The 19,117-nt window shown below is 74.0% G+C and carries 16 protein-coding genes; 7 read left to right on the plus strand and 9 right to left on the minus strand.

Annotated elements, in window-relative coordinates; genetic code table 11:
* Nucleotides 1-14: 14 nt before the first annotated feature.
* The 6 genes from CLV37_RS02300 to flgB all read right to left on the minus strand — a co-directional run bounded on the left by CLV37_RS02300 (nt 15) and on the right by flgB (nt 4,643).
* Nucleotides 15-761: a FliH/SctL family protein gene (locus CLV37_RS02300; RefSeq protein WP_146149264.1), complete on the minus strand. Its 747-nt coding sequence runs from the start codon at nt 759-761 to the stop codon at nt 15-17.
* Nucleotides 745-1,770, minus strand: a complete 1,026-nt coding sequence (gene fliG / locus CLV37_RS02305) for a flagellar motor switch protein FliG (protein WP_106206535.1) — start codon at nt 1,768-1,770, stop codon at nt 745-747. Before fliG ends, CLV37_RS02300 begins: the two co-directional genes overlap by 17 nt.
* Nucleotides 1,771-1,773: 3 nt before the next feature.
* A complete protein-coding gene (fliF, locus tag CLV37_RS02310; protein ID WP_106206537.1) occupies nt 1,774-3,402 on the minus strand; it encodes a flagellar basal-body MS-ring/collar protein FliF in 1,629 nt (542 codons plus the stop codon).
* On the minus strand, nt 3,402-3,737 hold the full coding sequence (gene fliE, locus CLV37_RS02315) for a flagellar hook-basal body complex protein FliE (protein WP_106207371.1): 336 nt from the start codon (nt 3,735-3,737) through the stop codon (nt 3,402-3,404). Before fliE ends, fliF begins: the two co-directional genes overlap by 1 nt.
* Before the next feature lie 107 nt (nt 3,738-3,844).
* Entirely contained in the window at nt 3,845-4,240 is a 396-nt protein-coding gene (gene flgC, locus CLV37_RS02320; protein WP_106206539.1) for a flagellar basal body rod protein FlgC, read from the minus strand.
* A 52-nt stretch (nt 4,241-4,292) separates the two neighbouring features.
* Entirely contained in the window at nt 4,293-4,643 is a 351-nt protein-coding gene (gene flgB / locus CLV37_RS02325; RefSeq protein ID WP_106206541.1) for a flagellar basal body rod protein FlgB, read from the minus strand.
* Nucleotides 4,644-5,140: 497 nt separating this feature from the next.
* On the opposite strand from flgB, the gene CLV37_RS02330 reads away from it, so the two are divergent.
* The 3 genes from CLV37_RS02330 (at nt 5,141) to CLV37_RS02340 (ending at nt 10,283) form a co-directional block, all read left to right on the plus strand.
* Nucleotides 5,141-7,270: a hypothetical protein gene (locus tag CLV37_RS02330; RefSeq protein ID WP_106206543.1), complete on the plus strand. Its 2,130-nt coding sequence runs from the start codon at nt 5,141-5,143 to the stop codon at nt 7,268-7,270.
* The gene (locus tag CLV37_RS02335; protein WP_106206545.1) at nt 7,267-7,848 is read left to right on the plus strand and encodes a hypothetical protein; all 582 of its coding nucleotides are present in this window, start codon (nt 7,267-7,269) and stop codon (nt 7,846-7,848) included. Before CLV37_RS02330 ends, CLV37_RS02335 begins: the two co-directional genes overlap by 4 nt.
* A gap of 149 nt (nt 7,849-7,997) precedes the next feature.
* Nucleotides 7,998-10,283 (plus strand): diguanylate cyclase domain-containing protein, encoded by a 2,286-nt coding sequence (locus CLV37_RS02340; RefSeq protein WP_170127004.1) that lies wholly within the window; start codon nt 7,998-8,000, stop codon nt 10,281-10,283.
* Here the strand turns inward: CLV37_RS02340 and CLV37_RS02345 are convergent.
* Nucleotides 10,258-11,847 carry a PP2C family protein-serine/threonine phosphatase gene (locus CLV37_RS02345; RefSeq protein ID WP_170127005.1) on the minus strand — a complete coding sequence of 530 codons (1,590 nt, stop codon included), beginning with the start codon at nt 11,845-11,847 and terminating at the stop codon, nt 10,258-10,260. The genes CLV37_RS02340 and CLV37_RS02345 overlap by 26 nt on opposite strands.
* Before the next feature lie 87 nt (nt 11,848-11,934).
* On the opposite strand from CLV37_RS02345, the gene CLV37_RS02350 reads away from it, so the two are divergent.
* The 3 genes from CLV37_RS02350 to CLV37_RS02360 all read left to right on the plus strand — a co-directional run bounded on the left by CLV37_RS02350 (nt 11,935) and on the right by CLV37_RS02360 (nt 16,257).
* Nucleotides 11,935-12,786, plus strand: coding sequence for an EamA family transporter (locus tag CLV37_RS02350; RefSeq protein WP_170127006.1), 852 nt, complete (start codon nt 11,935-11,937; stop codon nt 12,784-12,786).
* Nucleotides 12,787-12,871: 85 nt separating this feature from the next.
* On the plus strand, nt 12,872-15,262 hold the full coding sequence (locus CLV37_RS02355; RefSeq protein ID WP_146149265.1) for a putative bifunctional diguanylate cyclase/phosphodiesterase: 2,391 nt from the start codon (nt 12,872-12,874) through the stop codon (nt 15,260-15,262).
* Nucleotides 15,259-16,257, plus strand: coding sequence for a GNAT family N-acetyltransferase (locus CLV37_RS02360; protein WP_170127007.1), 999 nt, complete (start codon nt 15,259-15,261; stop codon nt 16,255-16,257). The genes CLV37_RS02355 and CLV37_RS02360 overlap by 4 nt, the downstream gene beginning before the upstream one ends.
* Here the strand turns inward: CLV37_RS02360 and CLV37_RS02365 are convergent.
* Both CLV37_RS02365 and CLV37_RS02370 read right to left on the minus strand, forming a co-directional pair.
* Complete coding sequence (locus CLV37_RS02365; RefSeq protein ID WP_106206558.1) at nt 16,236-17,165, minus strand: M56 family metallopeptidase; 930 nt, start codon at nt 17,163-17,165, stop codon at nt 16,236-16,238. The genes CLV37_RS02360 and CLV37_RS02365 overlap by 22 nt on opposite strands.
* 10 nt (nt 17,166-17,175) lie before the next feature.
* Nucleotides 17,176-17,550: a BlaI/MecI/CopY family transcriptional regulator gene (locus CLV37_RS02370; protein WP_106206560.1), complete on the minus strand. Its 375-nt coding sequence runs from the start codon at nt 17,548-17,550 to the stop codon at nt 17,176-17,178.
* A 120-nt stretch (nt 17,551-17,670) separates the two neighbouring features.
* Here CLV37_RS02370 and CLV37_RS02375 point away from each other — a divergent pair, with 120 nt between their 5' ends.
* The gene (locus tag CLV37_RS02375) at nt 17,671-19,116 is read left to right on the plus strand and encodes a cytochrome ubiquinol oxidase subunit I (protein WP_106206562.1); all 1,446 of its coding nucleotides are present in this window, start codon (nt 17,671-17,673) and stop codon (nt 19,114-19,116) included.
* Nucleotide 19,117 lies beyond the last annotated feature (1 nt).

Below are 19,117 nucleotides of genomic sequence, written 5' to 3' on the forward strand. Positions count from 1 at the left end.
GTTCGTCGGGGCGTTCACGCCTGGACTCCGTCCGCGCCCTCTCCGACGAGAGCCGCCAGGGCCCGGGAGACGCTGGCGCGCAGGCCGGCGTCCACCTCGGTGTCACCCTGGCGCGCGATCGCGTCACCCGGCTGGACGGTGGGGTCGGGGAGGAAGCTCACGAGTTCTGTGTCGGACAGTGAGTGCTTCCCCTTGAGGGCGTCACCCGTCAGGACCATCAAGTCGGCCGGGTTGACCCGCACGGTGACGGGCTTCTCGGCGTCCAGGGGCTTCAGCGCGCGGCGCACGGCCTCCCCGACCTGGGAGTCCATGAGCTGGACCTCGCGGTCCAGGACGGCGCCGGCGAGCTCCAGGGCCAGCTCCAGGACGGTGTCGGCCAGCGCCCCGATCGCGGGTTCGCGCTCGGCGCGCAGGGCGTCGCCGGCGGCCAGCAGGGCCTCCTCGGCCCGGGTGCGGGCCGCGCGGCGCTCGTCGCGGTCGAGGCGGGCCGCGACGTGCGCGGCCTCCTTCTGGGCCTCCAGCTCCGCGGCGGCCTTCTCGGCCGCCTGGCGCATCCCGGCGGCCCAGCCGGCGGCGTAGCCCTCGGTGCGGGCCTGCTCGCGCAGCCGCACCAGCTCCTCGCCGTCCTCGCGCTGGGCGAGGTCGAGGCCCACGAAGCCGCGGGGGGACGTGCTCGTCGCCGCCGGGACGGCGACGAACACGCGGGGCTCGCGGCCCGCCGGGGTCGTGCTCGCCGGCTGGAAGTTACGAGACGAAGTCATCGTCACCGCCACGCGTCAGCACGATCTGGCCGGACTCCTCCAGCTGACGGATGATCGCGACGACCTTCTGCTGCGACTCCTCGACCGCGGACATGCGGACCGGGCCCATGAGCTCGATCTCGTCGAGGAGGTTCTCGCGGGCGCGTTCGGAGACGTTCTTGAGGATCTTGTCCCGGACCGTCTCGGTGACGCCCTTGAGGGCCGTGGCCAGGTCGGCCGTCTCGACCCCGCGCAGCACGAGCTGGATCGCGCGGTCGTCGAGGGTGGTGATGTCCTCGAAGACGAACATGAGGCCGCGGATCTCCTCGGCCAGGGCGGCGTTCTTGGCCGCCAGACCCTCGAGGATGGAGCGCTCGGTACCGCGGTCGGCGCGGTTGATGATGTCGACCAGGGGCTGGACGCCGCCGACGGCGGTGTTCGTCTTGGCCTGCAGCACGGTGGACGTGCGGCGCTGGACGACGTCCTCGACGAGGCGGACGTACTCGGAGCTGGTCGCCTCCATCGTGGCGATGCGCAGCGCGATGTCGGCCTGCATCTCGGCGGTGAGCCCGCCGAGGATCATCGAGGCCTGGTCGGGGCGCAGGTGCGCCACGACCAGGGCGATGGTCTGCGGGTGCTCCCCCGTCAGGAACGTGAGGATCTGCTGCGGGTCGGCCTGGTGCAGGAACTGGAAGGGCTGCACGACGGCCGCCTCGGCGACGCGGCCGAGGACCTCGGCCGCGCCCTCGGCGCCCAGGGCGCCCTCCAGCAGCGACTGGGCGTAGTCCAGACCGCCGAGCCCGCCGCGCAGCGGGGAGGCGATCATCCCGTGGAACTCCTCCAGGACCACGCCGGCCACCTCGGGGGTGACCGAGCGCAGCCGCAGGATCTCCGCGGTCAGCTCCTCGATCTCGGCCGGGCGCAGGTGCCCGAGCACCTTCGCGGCGTTCTCCTGACCGACCTGCAGGAGCAGGACGGCGGCCTTCTGCGCCCCGGTGAGGGGTGCGACCTCGAGCTCGGTGGACACCACGGGTCAGGACCTCCGATCGGCGAGCCAGCCGCGGAGCAGTTCCGCGACTTCCTCGGGCTGGCGGGAGACGAGTTCGACGACCTCGGTGCGGCGGGCGGCCGCGGCCTCCAGGGCCGGGTCCACCGGTGCTGCTTCGAGCGCCACAGGCTTCTCGACCGCCGGGGCGATCTCCTTGAGCCCGTCGGCCGGGGCCGTGATGTCGCCCAGCTGGAGGGGGTCGACGTCCAGGACGTCGACCGTCTCCACCTTGCGGCGGCGGAAGGCGATCAGGATGACGATCAGCATGATCAGGACGAGCAGGGCCAGCGCACCGGTCTTGCCGTAGCTGATGAGCTGCGCCTGCTGGTCGGCCTTCTCGGCCTTGGCCAGCTCGGCGGCGGCCGCGGTGGAGGCGGTGTTGTCGAACGCCGTCTTGACGACCGTGATCTGGTCCCCGCGGGTCGCGTCCACGCCGGCGGCCTGGGTGGCGATCTGCGTGACCTGGTTGACGTCCGCGGCCCCCGCCGCGCCCTTGGCGCCGGCGTTCAGCACGACCGAGACGGTCTGCTTGGTGACCTTGCCGGGGGCCTGCTTGACGACGGTGTTGGTCTCGTCGATCGCCGGGTTGGACGACCCGGAGGTCTTGGAGTACCCGCCGTTGCCCGAGCCGGCCGTGGAGGTGCCCGAGGGCACGGCGATGTTGTCCGGGCCCAGGACGCCCGTGGCGGCCGCCGAGCCCGACCCGTTGCCGTTGTAGACCTCCGTGCTGGTGGTCTGCGCCAGCGGGTCGATCTTCGTGGGCTGCGTGTACGTCTTGGACTGGACGGTCTTGTCGTCGAAGTCCAGGGTGGCCTTGACCGTGGCCTTGACGTTGCCCTGGCCGTAGATGCCCTCGAGGTAGGTCTGCAGGGCCGAGGAGGCCGAGGCGTTGTAGTCGGTCGTCTTCTCGTTCTGGGCGCTGGAGCCGGTGCCGTCGGAGGACAGCGTGTTGCCCTGGTCGTCGACCACGGACACGTTCTTGGGGTCCATGCCCTCGACGCCGCCGGCGACGAGGTTGACGATCGCGGTGACGTTGTCGTTGGACAGCGTCGTGCCCGGCTTGAGCTTGAGCAGGACCGAGGCGGTGGTCGGCTTCTGCTCGTCGAGGAAGACGTCCTTCTGCGGGACGGCGAGGTTCACGATGGCCTTCTGCACGCCGTCGATCGACTCGATCGTGGTCCCGAGCTCGGACTGCAGCGCGATCTGGTACTTCTTCTGCTGCATGAACTCCGAGGTCGTCACGCCGCTGTCGTCGAGCAGGGTGTAGCCCGAGCCGGTGTCGGCGGGCAGCCCCGCGCCGGCCATCGCCAGGCGCTCGGCGTCGACCTTGTCGGCCGGCACCAGGATCGACTTGCCGCCGTCGGCGATCTGGTACTTCACGCCGTCGGCGCTCAGCTTGTCGGTGATGGCGCTGGCGTCGGTGCCCGACAGGTTCGAGAACAGGGGCGAGTACGACGGCTTGGAGGCCCACTGCGAGAACAGGACGGCGCCGCCGAGCAGGGCGGCGACCACCGCGATGACGACGGCCTTCTGGCCGGTCGAAAACGTCCGGAAACCGGAGACGAAGTTCTTGGCGTTCTCGACGATCGCCGCGCTTCCCTTGGCCTTGGCCATCAGACCTGCATCCTCATGATCTCGTTGAAGGCGTCGACCGCCTTGTTGCGGACAGCGACGGTGAGCTGCGTGGCCAGCTGCGCTTCGTTGCTGGCGATCATGTAGTCGTGGACGTTGGTGAGGTCACCGGTGGCGGCCTTGACCGCCAGGTCGTCGGAGGTGGACTGCAGGCCCTGGAGCTTGTCGATCCCCCCCGACAGCAGGGAGGCGAAGTCCGTGCCCGAGGAGCCGTCCACCGAGGTGTTCGTGCCGATGCCGCTGATGCCCGTCGGGGCGAGGGCGGAGACCGAGCCGGTGTAGGTGGTCCCGGACCCGCCGCCGATCGCGCTGGTCATCTGGGCGTTGTCGGTGTCGGCGATCCCCTGGCCGTAGCCGGCGGCCAGCGTCCCCAGGGAGCTGGCGACGTCGCCGACGCCACCGATCGATTCGATGCTCACCTACCTCACCCCTTCCCGAGCTGCAGGGCGGAGGTGTAGGCCTCCTTGGCGGTGGTGATGGTCTGCAGGTTCGCCTGGTAGGCGCGCTGGGCCATCATCAGGCTCGTCATCTGGCTCGACATGTCGATGTCGGGGTACTTGACGTAGCCCTGGGCGTCGGCGAGGGGGTTGGTGGGCTCGTACACCCGCCGGCCCTCCGCGCTGCCGGTGACGACGCCGGCGACCTGCGTGCCCTTGCCGTCGGCGGCCTCGGCGGCCACGACGTACTTGGCCTCGTAGGCGGGGTCCGACGTGCGGGTCGCGGTGTTGATGTTCGCCAGGTTGTCGCTGACGGCGTCCATCCACTTGCGGTTCACGGTGACGCCGGTGCCGGCGATGCCGATCGCGTCGAAGATGCTCATGGGTTCGCTCCGGATGTCAGGTCAGGGGACGGGGATCAGTGCCGATCCGGCGTCATTGGCTGCTCATCGCGGTGCGCAGCAACGAGTACTTGGAGTTCAGCGCGCTCAGCACCGTCTGGTAGCTGAGGTTGGTCGAGATGTTCGAGATCGTCTCCTCGTCGAGGTTGACGTTGTTGCCGTCCTCGCGGGTCGGCTCCAGCGACTTCTTCGTGGAGATGCCGGAGGTCGCGGCCGAGGCCGGGTCCCCGCTGGCGATGGCGCCGGCCAGGGCGTCCTCGAACTGCACCTTGTTGGCGAGGTAGCCCTTGGTGTTGATGTTGGCGATGTTGTCGGCGATGGCCCGCTGGCGCGCCTGCAGACCGTTCAACGCGGTGTGCAGTGCGACGCTGGTGAGATCGGACACGGGGCCACCCTCCGGGGTTTCGAACTGCTGGGTTTCGTTCTGGCCGTGAGGCCGGGGTTCTTGAGGCTCAGACACTCCTTCGGCCCACCGGGGCGGGTCCTTGAGCCCCGATCGGTGTGCGGGACCACCGATCTGCGGTGGGTCCTCCGGTCGTGGTCACGGGCGTCACTCGAACGGCGGTACCCCCACTGCACCCACCACGCTCCGTGGGCACCGGCGCCCCACCAGCACCACCTGCGGGCGCCGGACGACCACTCCACCGGCGGCCTCGGCCGGTGCCTCGACCGGCCCGGCCGGGCTCACGGTGAGTGCCCGTTGCGCCGGACGGGTGACCCCCGATCAGCGCACCCGCCCCCTCAAGGTCCTGCGCCGGACTGCCGAGACACGGGGCAGCGAACACCCGTCACGCCCGAGTCCCACGTGCTGCCGGACGTGCTGCCGGACCAGTTGCCGGACCTGTTGCCACGTGAAGTCGACGAGAAGGAACCGCCACCACCATGGACGACGCGCACCTGCTCCCCCAGCGCTCCCCCGAGACCCCCGTCGAGAGCTCCCCCGAGAGCTTCGTCGAGAGCTCCACCGAGAGCTCCGCCGAGCCGGGGGGAGAGCTGTCGCAGCTGGCCGACCAGGCCCTGCAGCTGGCCGGCGCCGAACCCTCCGAGCACCGCGCGGAGGTGCTGCGGCAGCTGGCCTTCGCCGTGCGCACCGAGGCCGACGGCGGCGACGGCCGGCTGGGCCGGTGGGCCGACGCGGACCTGTTCGAGGTCCTCGACGTCGACGCCGCCGTCGCCCCGCTGGAGCTGCGCCGCAGCGTCCTGCGCTCGGGCTCGCTGCGCACCATCCTGGTCTTCGCGCCGATCATGGTGACGTGGATCGGCCTGCTGTTCGCCGGCCGCGCCTACGGCGCCATGAGCGCCGCCGGGCAGGCCGACGGCGGGGAGTCGTTCCTGCAGCTGTGGCTGACGGGGTTCGGGGGGCGCACGTTCTTCTCCCTGGACCGCGTCGCCGAGCTCGCCGTGGTCCTCATCACCGCGGCCATCACCGTCGCGGTGGCCACCGACCGCCGCCAGCGCGTCGACGACCTGGCCGCCGCCCACGCCGACGAGTCCCACCGGCAACTCCTGCGCGGTTTCGCCGCTCGCGCCACCCTCGTGCTGGCCCCCTTCCGCAGCAACGCCGCCGAACAGCTCGGCGCCCACTTCGAGCGCGGCCTGACCGAGCTCGGGCGCCTGGTCTCCGAGACCATCCGCCTGCACGCCGACACCAGCGAGCTGGTCGCCACCGTCCGCGCCTCGGCCCAGCACGCGATCACCGCCGCCGAGCTGGCCAACACCGGCGGCGCCGACGTCGCCCGCGCCGCGACCGAGCTGCAGACCGCCGTCACCGAGGCCGTCAGCACCCACGGCGCGCTCATCGCCGCCGACCGCGAGCAGCACACCCGCACCCTGGCCGAGTCGACCACGACGCTGACCGAGCACCTCGAATCCGTGCGCGCTGGCACCGCCGAGGCGCTGCGCGAGGGGCTGCAGGGCCGCGACCGGGTCCTGTCCGCCGTCGAGGGCGTCTCCTCGGCCGTCGAGGCCCTCTCGACCCAGACCCGCGAGTCCATCACCGAGCTGTCCAGCGCCGCGGCGACCATGAGCCGGCACTCCGCCGACTTCGGCGAGGCCGTCACCGGCCACGTCGCCGCCCTGTCGACCACGGCCCGCGAGTCCGTCGAGACGATGCACGCGACCGTCGTCGCCAGCGTCCAGCAGGTCACGACCATGACCGGCGAGGCCTTCAGCGAGCACGTCTCGGCCTCGGCCGAGAACGCCGCGCGCACCATGGAGACCCTGCGCCGCGACGTCGAGCGGACCTCCGAGGCCGCCGAGGTCGCCCTGGGCACCGCCACCGACGTCCTGGCCGCCGCCACCGAGGCCGCCGACCGCCGCGTGCGCCACGAGGAGCGCCTCGCGGACCTGCTCGCCACCCAGAACGAGGTCCTGGACTCCTGGCGGGGCATCGAGAACCGCCTCGTCGAGGCCGCCCACGACATGCGCTCGGTGCCGCGCTGGCTGGAGAAGGTCCAGCACGAGCACGCCGACGCCACCGGCCGCGCGCTGCGCAGCATCGGCTCGACGCTGCGCGAGGACGTCTCGGCCGCGGTCGGCCAGACCCTGGCCATGGCCGGCGAGGACCACGTCCGGCAGGTCAACCGCGCCTACCGCGACGCCGCGCGCTCCCTGACCCAGGACCTCACCCAGACCCTGAACAACGAGCTGGGCACCGTCGTCGACCACGTCATGGACGGCCTGTCGCGCCAGGTGGAGACGCTGCCCGAGCGCATCGCGATCGCCTCGGCGCGCCAGCAGCAGCGCACCGCGCCCGCAGCCCCGGCGCCCACCCACGCTCCCGTCCGCGCGTCCGTCGCGCCCCAGCCGCAGCGCCGTCCCGAGCCGCGTCCCGAGCTCCGTCCGGAGCCGCGTCCCGAGCCCCGCGTCGAGCGCGCCCCGCAGCCGCAGCCCGAACCCCAGCGCCGCGTCGTGCGCGCCCCCGAGCCCGAGGTCGAGGAGCAGTTCGTGGCTGTCGCGCCCCGCACCCTGCAGGACCTGGCCGCCCGTCGCTACCAGCGGGTCGGCCAGTGAGGCGCCCCGCCGCGGGCCGCGGGCGCGGCCGCCGCGAGAACGCGACCGTCGGCCTGGCCGGCTGGGTCTTCGCCGACGCCCTGCTCGCGCTGACGATCATCGGCCTCGCGGCCGGTGGCGCGGTCCACGCCGGCGACGACTCCGCCGGTGAGTCGCGCACCGCCGCGACGGCGGTCGCCGCAACCGTCGCCCCCGCCCCGACCCCCGTGCCCACCGTGACGGTCACGGCCCCCGCCCCGGACCCGGTGCCCTCGATGCCCGCGGGCGTCGCGCAGGCCCCCGTGGTCCTGCAGGTCAGCGTCGACAGCTCCTCCGACGACGCGATCCGCGCCTCGGTCGCCGCCGCCGTGCAGGACCTGGCCGCCCAGGGCCGCCGGGCCGCCTTCGTGCTGACCTTCGGCACGGCGACCGACCCCGGCGCGGGGACCGCGCTGGCCCGCAGGGTCAACGCCCAGCTCGACGTCGCCTCCCCCGGCGTCTTCCAGGGCTCGGCCAAGCGCGACTTCTGGCGCGCGGTCAACGCCCAGTCCCCGCAGGCCGGTGTCGTGCAGCTTGAGCTGTACCTGCTGCAGCAGTGAGCCGGCCGCACCGGGCCGGGTGAGCGGGCACCGCCACCCCTCGATCGAGGCCCCCACCCGCCGGGTGGGGGCCTCGATCCGCTTGCGGCCCGCGTGCGGCGGAGCCCGGGACGCTCAAGGCGGTGGGCCCAGTGGTCGATCCGTGCGAGGTGGCCCCTCGTCCGCCCTCGCCGGGCACCGCGCGCACCGTCGCGGTGCACGTGGGGTTCGCGTGCGCCTACACCCTCGCCGTCGTCGTCGGCCGCGGCACCCGGCTGCCCGGCTCGACGCTGGCCCTGGTGTGGCCGGCCGCCGCGGTGGCGTTCGTGTGGCTGGCCCAGGTCTGGCGCGACCGGCGCGCGGTGGCGGCGGTCACGGCCGCGGTCGCGGTGCTGTCGGGGCTGCTGAACACCGTCACCGGCACCGGACCGGCGCTGGGTGCGGTGTTCGGGCTCGCCAACGGCGCGCAGGCGTTCGTCTCGTGCGCGGTGACGCACCGGCTGCAGACCCGGGCGGGCACGCAGCCGTGGCGGTTGCGGGTCCCGGCGGACCTGTCGGCCCTGGTCGTCGGGTCCACGGCCGGGGCGGCGGCCGCGACGTGCATCGGGCCCCTGGCCCTGCTCCTGCTGGACGGGGTCCCCTGGACCCAGTCGGCCGGGGCCTGGTTGCTGCGCAACGCGGCCAGCACCTTCGTCTTCGCCGCGCTCGCGCTGCGGCTGGGCGACCGGGGCCTGGCGCGCACGACGCCCGGCCCCGGGCGCCCTGAGGTCCTCGCGGCCGTCGTGGTCGTCGCCGCCGCCTACACCGTGGTCTTCGCCCAGCCGCAGCACCTGCCGGTGGCCTTCACGCTGCTGCCGGCCAGCATGTGGATCGCGCTGCGCTTCCGCACCACGGCCACCGCCGGGCACGTCCTGGTCGTCGGGGTGTGGGTCGTGACGCTCACCATGGCCGGGCGGGGCCCGTTCTCGGTGGGCACCCCGGTGACACGGGTGCTGCTGGCCCAGGGGTTCGTGACGGTCGTCGCGCTGGCCTCCCTCGTCCTGGCCCTGATCCGCGACGACCGGCTGGTCCTGGTGGCCGGCCTGCGCCGGGCTCAGGAGGAGTCCGAGGCCCAGGCCGCGCTGCTGCAGACCGTCTTCGAGAGCACCGGGGACGCCCTGAGCGTGTTCGACGCCCGGGGCACGGCGCTGCTGCTCAACCCGGCCGCCGCGGCGCTGTTCCCCTACCTGGCCGCCGGGGCCCCGATGGAGCGCTGGAGCGGGCAGGTCCAGGTCCGGCGGCCCGACGGGCGGCCGTGGGAGACGGCCGACCTGCCGGTCGCCCGGGCCCTGCGCGGGGAGACGGTCGAGCCGACCGACATGCTGGTGCGGACCGCGGGCGCCGCGGAGGGGTTGCTGAGCGTGGGCGCCCACCCGCTGCCGGCCAGCACCGGTGAGCACTGGGCCGGCGGCGCGGTCGTGGCCGCGCGCGACGTCACGGCCGAGCGGGCGGCCGTGGCCCGGCTCGCCGCGTCCGAGCGACGGTTCCGAGCCGCCTTCGACACCGCCCCCGTGGGGATGATGGTCGTCGGCCTGGCCGGTGCGGAGGCCGCGCAGATCCTGCAGGTCAACGCGACGCTGTGCGAGTTCACCGGGTTCGCCGCCTGGGAACTGCTGCAGCTGGACGTCCACGCCCTGACCCACCCCGACGACCGCGCCGACTGCGTCAGCGCGTTCGCGCCCTTCCTGTCCGGGGACGTGACGCAGGCCCGCCAGGAGAAGCGCTACCAGCACGCCGACGGCCGGACCCGCTGGGGCCTGATGTCGGCCACCATGCTGACCGAAGCCGGCTGGGGCGGTGCCACCGGGACCGGCGACGAGCCCTACCTGCTGTGCCTCATCGAGGACGTCACGGCGCGCAAGGCCGCCGAGCGGCTGCTGCGGCACCAGGCGCTGCACGACTCCCTGACGGGTCTGCCGAACCGGGTCCTGCTGCGCGACCGCCTGACCCACGCGCTGGCCGCGGCGCGGCGCGAGCCGGCGCAGGTGGGAGTGCTGTTCATCGACCTCGACGGGTTCAAGGCCGTCAACGACGCCGCCGGTCACGCGGCGGGTGACGAACTGCTGCAGCAGGTCGCCGACCGGTTCAGCACGTGCCTGCGCCCCGAGGACACGCTGGCGCGCTGCGGCGGGGACGAGTTCGCGGTGGTCTGCCCCGACCTGGTCCTGTCCGGCCGGGGGCAGGAGGAGACGGTGCTGCAGGCGATCGCGGACCGGCTGCGGGAGTGCCTGGCCACTCCCTTCGCGCTCACCGCGGGGACCTACTCGGTCGGGGCCAGCGTCGGGACGACGTGGGCGAGGCCGGTCGCCGGCCGCGACGACGCCGACGTGGCCGAGGCGGCGCTGGCCGTGGCGGACGAGGCGATGTACGCCGCGAAGCGGCGCGGCAGGGTCAGGCCGGTCCCGTCGCGCGGCTGAGCAGCAGCAGGGTGTGGTCGTCGGCGCGGGCCCGGAAGCGGCTGTGCCGCACGGCCGCGGCCTCGACGGCGTCGACGAGTCCGGCACGCCGGTCGCGCACCTGCGCCAGGGACCGGCGCACCCCCTCGAGGCCGAACTCGCGGCCGCCGGGGTCGCGGGCCTCCAGCACGCCGTCGGTGTACAGCAGCAGCCGCTGACCGGGCACGAAGTCCACGGCCCGCTCGGTCCACTCCGCGTCCACGAGGACCGGCGACAGCAGCGGTCCGGTGGCCGCCAGCTCCTGCCACCGGCCGTCGGGGGTCTGCAGCAGCCCGGGCGGGTGGCCGGCGTTGACGTAGGTCAGCCGGGCGCCGACGAGGTCCAGGAGGCCGACGAAGAGCGTGGCGAACATCTCCGGGTCGGTGTCGGCCGAGCGGGCGGCCAGGACGCGCAGCGCCTGGGCGGGTGAGGCGGTGACGTGCAGCGCCGTCCGCAGGGTGTGCTTGAGGCGCAGGGCGAACACCGCGCTGGCCGCGCCGTGCCCGCTCACGTCGCCGATGACGACGGCGAGCTCGCGGGTCGTGACCTCGAAGACGTCGCACCAGTCCCCGGCCAGGACCCCCTCGGCCGCCTCGGCGCGCACCTCCACGCTCAGCCCGGCCCACGCCGACGGTCCCGGTGGTGCGTCCGCGCTCAGCTCGCGCTGCAGGGCGGCGAGCGCCGGGTCGGCCTGGGCCAGGGCCTCCAGGGCCTGCCGGGTGCGTCCCAGGTCGGCGGTGAGGCGGTCACGCATGTCGGCGACGTCACCGGCCAGGGCGTCGACCTCGGGGGCGCCGCCGGTGGGCAGCCGGGCGTCGAGGTCGCCGTGGGCGACGGCGCGGCTGGCGCGGGCCAGGCGGGCCACCGGGGCGGTCACCGTGCGGCGCAGGAAGAGGTAGCCGCCGGCGAGGCCGGCCACGAGGACGGCCAGGGACACCGCGACGGACGCCTGCAGCCGCCGGTCCAGGGTGTCGAAGCGGTCCCGGTGCCGGCGCTCGCGCTCGCTCAGCCAGGCGTCGAGGGCGTCGACCTGCCGGCGCAGGGTGTCGAAGAGCTGCTTGCCGGCCAGGGTCTGGTCGAGGGCGGCCGCGACGGTGGGGTCACCGGCCTGCCGGCGGGCCCGTTCCCGCTGGGCCCAGGCGCTCCAGCGGGCGTGGGTGTCCAGGGGCGCGGTGAGCAGGCCGTCGGGGACCCCGAGGGCGCCGGCCTGCCGGCGCAGGGTGTCCTGCAGGGCGGGCAGCGCGGTCTCGGCGGTGGTGAGGGGTTCGAGGAACTGGTCCTCGCCGGTGGCCAGGTAGCCGCGCAGCCCGGTCTCCTCGTCGAGGTAGCCCGTGAGCACGGCGCCGAGGGTGTGCCGGGCCGACCGGGCGAGGTCCTGCTGCTGCCGGGCGGTCGCGACCTGGGCGAGGGTGGTGAGCACGAGGGTGCCGGCGGCCAGGGCGAGCACGAGGGCCACGCAGCTGACGGTGGCCACGAGCCGGGTCAGCGACCAGCCCGGGGACCAGATCGGGGACCGGGCCGCGCGCCGGCGGGCCTGAGGGCTCACCCTCCCATCCACCCGTCGCGCCGGGTCGGCGTCAAGACGCGGCGCGACGGGCCTCAAGGACGGCCGGGTGCCGGTCGAGGGGATCGGGTGAGCGTCGCCTTGGCCTTGATGGCCAGTTTCCTGTGGGGTGGTTCGGACTTCGTCGGCGGCAGCGTGAGCCGGCGGTTGCGGGCCGGTCAGGTCCTCGCGGTCTCCCAGGCTCTGTCCGCGCTGGTGCTGCTGGTGGCCCTGCCGCTGCTGGTGGCCTCGGGGCACGTGGTCCGGGTACCGCTGGGGGGCTGGGTGGGCTGGGCGGTGGTGGCCGGTCTCACGTGGGCGGGGGCGATGGCCGCCCTGTACACCGCGCTGGCCCGCGGGACGATGGGCGTGGTCGCCCCGATCGCCTCCTGCGGGATGCTCGTGCCGTTCGTGGCGGGCCTGGTCGCCGGTGAGCGACCCGGGGCGCTGCAGGTGGTGGGGGCGGTGCTCGCGCTGGTGGGCGTGGTGGGGGTGGCGGGTCCGGAGCTGTCGCCGTCGACCCGGACGCCGCCGCTGGCCGTGGGGCTGGCGCTGCTGGCGGCCCTGCTGTTCGGGGTCGAGATCGAGGCGCTGGCCCGCGCCAGCGAGACGTCCGTGGCCGGCTCGCTGCTGGGCATGCGGCTGACCTCGGTGGTGCTGGTCGTGGCGGTGGCGTTCGCCCGCCGTCGCGACGCCGCGCCGGTGGGCCGGCGGGACCTGTCGGCCCTGCTGGGGCTGGGCGTGCTGGACCTGGGCGCGACGGCGGCCTACGCGCTGGCCTCCACCGCGGGTCTGGTCAGCGTCGTCGCGGTCCTGGCCTCCCTGTACCCGGCGGTGACGGTGCTGCTGGCCGGTCGCTTCCACGGTGAGCGCCTGGCCCGGGTGCAGGTCGCCGGTGTCGTGGTGGTGCTGCTCGGGGCGGTCCTGACGTCCGTGGGCTGAGCAGGGGGAGCCTCTGGTCCACCCGTTCGGCGGGTCGAGCGGTGCGCCCGTGCAACCGACACCTCTAGTGACCTTGGAGGTAGTCGTGGCTTCAACCACACCGCACCGGCTGGTGCTGCCGCTGCGCTGGCGGCGTGTCCTGCACGCGCTGCTGCTGTGCGTCCCGGTCGCCTTCGTCGTCTCGACGGTGCCCGGGGTCCGGTCGGGGTCGGGCTACTCCTTCGTGCTGGACGGGCTGCTCAACAACCTGGCCTACGAGGCGGCGGCGGGGCTGTGCCTGGTGCGGACCCTGGGCCTGACCGGTTCCCGGCGCGGGGGGTACCTGTTGTCGATCGCCCTGGCGGTGTACGGCTCGGGCAACGTCTTCTGGACGTTCTTCGTGCGCCCGTTGCCGGACCAGCCGTACCCCTCCGGCGCCGACGCGGGGTTCCTGCTCTTCTACCCGCTGGTGTTCGTGGCCCTCATCCTGCTGGCCAAGCACCGCGACGCCCGGCACGCCCGGAGCCTGTGGCTGGACGGGGTGGTGGGGGCCCTGGCCGTGGGCGCCGTGGCCGCGGCCGCGGTCATCGGGCCCATCGTGTCCGCGCGCGGTTCGTGGGCGGCGGTGGCCACGACGTCGGCCTACCCGGCGCTGGACCTGGTGCTGCTGATGGTCCTGGCCGCGGTGCTGGCCCTGTACGGCTGGCAGCCCCCGAAGGGGCTGTGGCTGCTGGCCGCGGGCCTGGTGGTGTTCGTCGTCGCCGACATGGCGTACCTGTTCGCCACGGCGAAGGGGACGTACGTCTCGGGCGGGCTGACCGACGGGGTCTGGGTCAGCGGTGTGGTGCTGATGGGGTTCACCCCGGGCTGGACGTCGGCCCCGACCGGTCCGAAGCTGCCCACCTGGGCGCTGCTGTCGATCCCGGTGCTGTCCACCGCGGTGGCCCTGGGGGTCCTGGTCACCGACCACCGGTACGCCCTGCACCCGGTGGCCGTCGCGGTCGCGGCGGCGACGATCCTCAGCGCCCTGGCCCGGCTGCTGTTCACCCTGCGGGAGGTGACCAAGCTCGCCGAGCAGCGCGAGCTGGCGCAGACCGACGAGCTGACGGGGCTGGGCAACCGGCGCGCCCTGTACCGCCGGACCCCGCTGCTGCTGGCCGAGGCCACCGCGGGGGCGCCGGAGGCCACCGTGGCCCTGCTGCTGCTGGACCTCGACGGGTTCAAGGAGGTCAACGACAGCCTCGGGCACCAGGCCGGTGACGCCCTGCTGCGCGACATCGGCCGCCGCCTGCGGCAGGTGACGGACACCTCGCTCCCCGGTTCCGCGCAGACGATCGTCGTGCGCCTGGGCGGGGACGAGTTCGCCCTCGTGCAGGCTGCCGGCCCGAGCGGGGCGCTGGGGCTGGCCGAGGCGGTCCACGCGGCCCTGGACGAGCCCTACGACCTGCAGGGGGTCCACGTCCGGGCGCGGGCCAGCGTCGGCGTCTCCGTCCTGCCCGCGGCGACCGCGGAACTGGCGACGCTGCTGCGCCAGGCCGACGTGGCGATGTACCACGCCAAGAGCCGGCGGCTGGGGACCTTCTCCTACTCGGTGGACGTCGACGAGTTCGCCTCCGGCGAGCGGCTGGAGACCGCCGAGCTGCTGCGCTCGGACATCACCGCGCGCCGGATGCTCCTGCACTACCAGCCGAAGGTCGACGTCGCCACGGGCGTCGTGCGCAGCGTCGAGGCGCTCGTGCGCTGGCAGCACCCGCGCCGCGGGCTGCTGTTCCCCGACGCGTTCCTGCCGGTGGTCGAGACCGCGGGGCTGATGGAGGAGCTGACGCGCGCGGTCCTCGAGCAGGCCCTGGACCAGGCCGCGCGCTGGTGGCGCGCGGGCGCCCCGCTGGCGGTGGCGGTGAACCTGTCGGCCTCCTCGCTGGGGGACGCCGACCTGCCCGGCCGGGTCGCGGACCTGCTCGCCGAGCGCGGGCTGCCGGCGCACCTGCTGGAGATCGAGATCACCGAGGACTTCCTCATGGCCGACCGCGTGCGCGCCCAGGGCATCCTGGACAGTCTGCGCCGCAGGGGGATCCGCGTCGCGGTCGACGACTACGGGACGGGGTACTCCTCCCTGGCCTACCTGCGTCAGCTGCCCATCGACGACCTGAAGCTCGACAAGTCCTTCCTCGACGACCTCGTCGGGGACCCCCGCGCCCTGGCCATCGTCCGCTCGACGATCATGCTGGCCCACTCCCTGGGACTGCGGCTGGTGGCCGAGGGCGTCGAGGACGAGGCCACCAGCCGCGAGCTCGCGGCCGCCGGGTGCGACGTCATGCAGGGCTGGCTGTACGCCAAGGCCCTGCCCGCCGACGAGCTCGACCACTGGCTGCTCGAGCACGACCCCCGGTCCGTCGTGCGCGGCACCGCCGCCACTCCGGACACCACCCCGGGCACCGCCCCGGACACCGTCCTGACCACCGTCCCCGCCCCTGCTCTCCCCGGGAAGTTCTCGTGACCACCAGCACCACCGCGCTCGTCGAGGTCCTGGAGGACCTCGACGCGGTCCTGGCCGCCCTGTCCCGCCGCGCCGACGTGCTCGACGCCCGCTGTTCGCCCACCGCGTCGGCCGCGTGGGTGCGTTCGGCCCTGGAGGTCGTCCCGCCGGCGGCGGTGTGGGGCGTGGACCTGGGAGGCGACGAGGGTTTCGTCGCGCTGGTCGACCACGTGGACGACGGTGGACGCCGGACCGGGCTGCTCACCGGCGGGGGCGGCTACGCGGCCGGCCTGCCCTCGACCTCCCCGGCGGCGGCGGCGGCCCTGGGAGCGGCCGTGGCGGACGCCGCCGCCCGGCGCGGCGCCGCGCTGGACCTGCAGGAGCTGCCCGACGACCCGCACGTGCGGGCCTTCGCGGCCGGTGCGGGTGCGGACGTCGTGCCGGGGCTGGCGGTCCCCGTCGTAGAGCGCCCGGGCGAGGGGCAGCAGCTGGTCAGCGCCGGGGTGCGCAAGAACCTGCGCAAGACGGCCAACCGGCTGGCCGCCGACGGCGTCCGCGCCGAGGTGACCATCAGCGAGGACCCCGCCCGGTTCGCGGCGGTGCTGCCCGAGCTGGAGACGGCCTACCGCGACCGGGACGCGGTGCACGGCATCGCGTGCGCGCTGGACACCCCCCAGGGCCGGCGGACGTGGTGGTCGCGGTTGCAGGCCCTGGGCAACCTGGGGCGGCGGGAGCTGGCCGAGCTGCGCCTGGACGGCGAGCTCGCCGCGTACGTCGTCGGTGTGCCCGGCGCGCAGCGGTACGGGATCTTCGAGGGGCGCTTCGTGACCCGGTGGGCGCGCTACTCCCCCGGCCGGGTGCTGGAGCACGCCGTGCTGCAGCACGCCTTCACCGACCCGGACGTGCAGGTCGTGGACTGGATGACGGGGGTGGCCCCCGAGACGCTGCTGACGGTGAGCCGGTTCGAGCCGCGCACCGCGGTGCGCCGGGCGGCTCAGCGCGCGAGCGCCCGGTAGCTGGCCTGCAGCCAGGGGACGGCGATGCCCAGGGTGGGCGCGCCGAGGACGGCCGCGGCGGCGGCGTAGGCGGCGACCGACAGGCCCTTGCGGGCGGGGCGGGCCGCGAGGCGGCGCACGCGGGCCAGGGCGGCGGACCCGACGAGCATCTCGGACTCCCCCGCCGGGCCGCCGGCCAGGGCGACGAGGGCGCGGGCCAGGGGCACCGAGCCGGCGCGGCGGCGGGCGGAGTCGTCGGCGAGCATCTCGACGAGCAGGCGCACGGAGTCGAGGGCGGCCTGGCTGGACACGACGCGGGGGAAGGCGGCGTGCAGGGCGGTGAACCCCTCGAGGACGAGGTCGTGGCGGGCGCGCAGGTGGGCCCGTTCGTGGGCCAGGACGGCGCGCACCTCCTCGGGGGTCAGGGAGTTCAGCATGGCGTCGGAGACGACGACGCGGGAGTGCACGCCGGGCACGCAGTAGGCGACGCGGCCGGGGCCGGTCAGGACCCGCACGCCGGTCTCGGACAGCAGCGCGGCGTCGACCTCGGAGGTGGACTCCTTGCGGTGCAGCAGGTCCACCATCTCGCGGTGACGGTTGCGACGGCGGCGGGTGCGGATGCCGACGAGGGTGGCGACGACCCAGAACCGGACGGTGACGACGGCGACGAGCGCCGAGCCGAGACCGATGAGGGTGGTCTGGACGGGGCCGTGACGTTCGAGGAAGGGGAACCCGGGTTCCTCGGTGAACAGCAGGGACAGCGAGGCCAGACCGGCGCCGAGGGTGGCCAGGACGGCACCGAGCGCGATGGCCTGCCAGAGCACGAGGGCAGCGCGCGGCACCTGCCAGGTCCACCGGGCCCGGGCCAGCAGGGCCGGGACGGGACCCGCCAGGAGCAGCGCCAGTGCTGCGAACCAGACGGCGGTCACGCGCTCGAACCTACGGGGTGTCGGTGCCCGTCATGGCGTCGAGGGCCTCGCGCAGGGCGGCGGCCTCGGCCGGCGAGACGCCGCCGATGAAGTGCACGAGCGCGGCCTGGCGGTCGTCGACGGTGGGGACACCGCCGAGGGCGTCGAGCATGAGCTCGGCGACCATCTGCTCGCGGGTGGCGGCGGGGGTGTAGCGGAAGGCGCGGCCCTCGCGCTCCTGGCGCACGACGTGCTTCTTGGCGAGGCGGTCGAGCACGGTCATGACCGTGGTGTAGGCGATCTTGCGGTGCTCGGCGAGCTGCTCGTGGACCTCGCGGACGGTCAGCGGCTCCTTGGCCGCCCACAGCCGGTCCATGACGTCGCGTTCGAGTTCTCCCAGGGCCACGGCTGGATGTTACGTCAACCACACCCGCGAACGCGACCCGTCGTACTACGTACAGAAGTACTACAGTTGGTCGTAGTACGACGGAATGTCGTAGACGTGCCGTGGAGAGGCAGACCGACCGTGACCATCGAGGCGCTGACCCGCCTGCAGTTCGCCGTGACGACGCTGTACCACTACCTCTTCGTCCCGCTGTCGATCAGCCTGGCGCTGTTCACCGCGATCCTGCAGACCGCCCACGTGCGGCGCGTGGCCCGCGGCGGGGACGACACCTACGGCCGGCTGTCCCTGCTGGTGGGCAAGCTGCTCATGACGACCTTCGCCGTCGGCGTCGTCACCGGCCTCGTCCAGGAGTTCCAGTTCGGGCTGTCCTGGAGCGCCTTCGCCCGCTTCTACGGCGACGTCTTCGGCCCGACCCTGGCCATCGAGGGGATGCTCGCCTTCTTCCTCGAGGCCACCTTCCTGGGCCTGTGGTGGTTCGGCCGCGACCGGCTGCCCGCGCTCGTGCACCTGGCCACCATCTGGGTCGTGGCGATCGGCACCGCGATCAGCGCCTTCGTCATCCTCGCGGGCAACTCCTTCATGCAGAACCCCGTGGCGTACACGGTCGACGCCACGACCGGGCGCGCGAGGCTGGGCAGCTTCTTCGACCTGCTGACCAACGAGCTCAACCTCGCCGCCTTCCCCCACACCTACGCCGGTGCGCTCATGGCCGGCGGCGCCCTCGTGATGGCCGTCGGGGTGTGGCACCTGCTGCGCGGGCAGTACGCCCGCGGCTCGGCCGAGTTCACCGCCTTCCGGACGCTGTCGCGGTTCGGGGCCTGGTTCACCCTGGTCTCCGGGGCGGCCGTCTCGCTCAGCGGCGACACCCTCGGCAAGGTCATCACCCAGGTCCAGCCCATGAAGATGGCCGCGGCCGAGGCGCTGTACCGCACCACCAGCGGTGCCCCCTTCTCGATCTTCTCCTACGCGCCCGTCGGCCAGGACGACCCGACGTTCTCCCTGGAGGTCCCCGGGTTCCTGTCCTTCCTGGCCAAGGGGTCCTTCACCGCGAAGGTGCTGGGCCTGAAGGACCTGCAGGACGCCTACTCCGCCCAGTTCGGACCCGGCGACTACACGCCCTGGGTGCCCGTGGCGTTCTGGAGCTTCCGGCTGATGATCGGCGTCGGGATGTTCGCCGCCCTCGTCGCCCTCGTGCACCTGTGGGTGACCCGGAAGGCCAGGGTCCTGGATCCAGACCCGCGGCTGGCGCAGGGGCTGCTGTGGTCGGTCGGCCTGCTGCCGCTGCTGCCGCTGTTCGCGAACTCCTTCGGCTGGATCTTCACCGAGACCGCCCGCCAGCCCTGGCTGGTGTTCGGGTTGTTCAAGACCGCCGACGGGGTCTCCCCCGGCCTGACCACCGCCGAGGTCGCCGCCAGCCTCGTCGCCTTCACCCTCGTCTACGGCGCCCTGGCCTACGTCTGGGTCAAGCTCGCGGTCCGCCTGGTGCGCAAGGGGTTGCCCGAGATGCCGGCCCCCGCGGCCCAGGAGGCCGGCGAGGCCGACGACGAGTTCGCCCCGAGCTACTGAG

It is taken from the genome of Kineococcus rhizosphaerae (genome assembly GCF_003002055.1).
GTDB classification, from domain to species: Bacteria; Actinomycetota; Actinomycetes; order Actinomycetales; family Kineococcaceae; genus Kineococcus; species Kineococcus rhizosphaerae.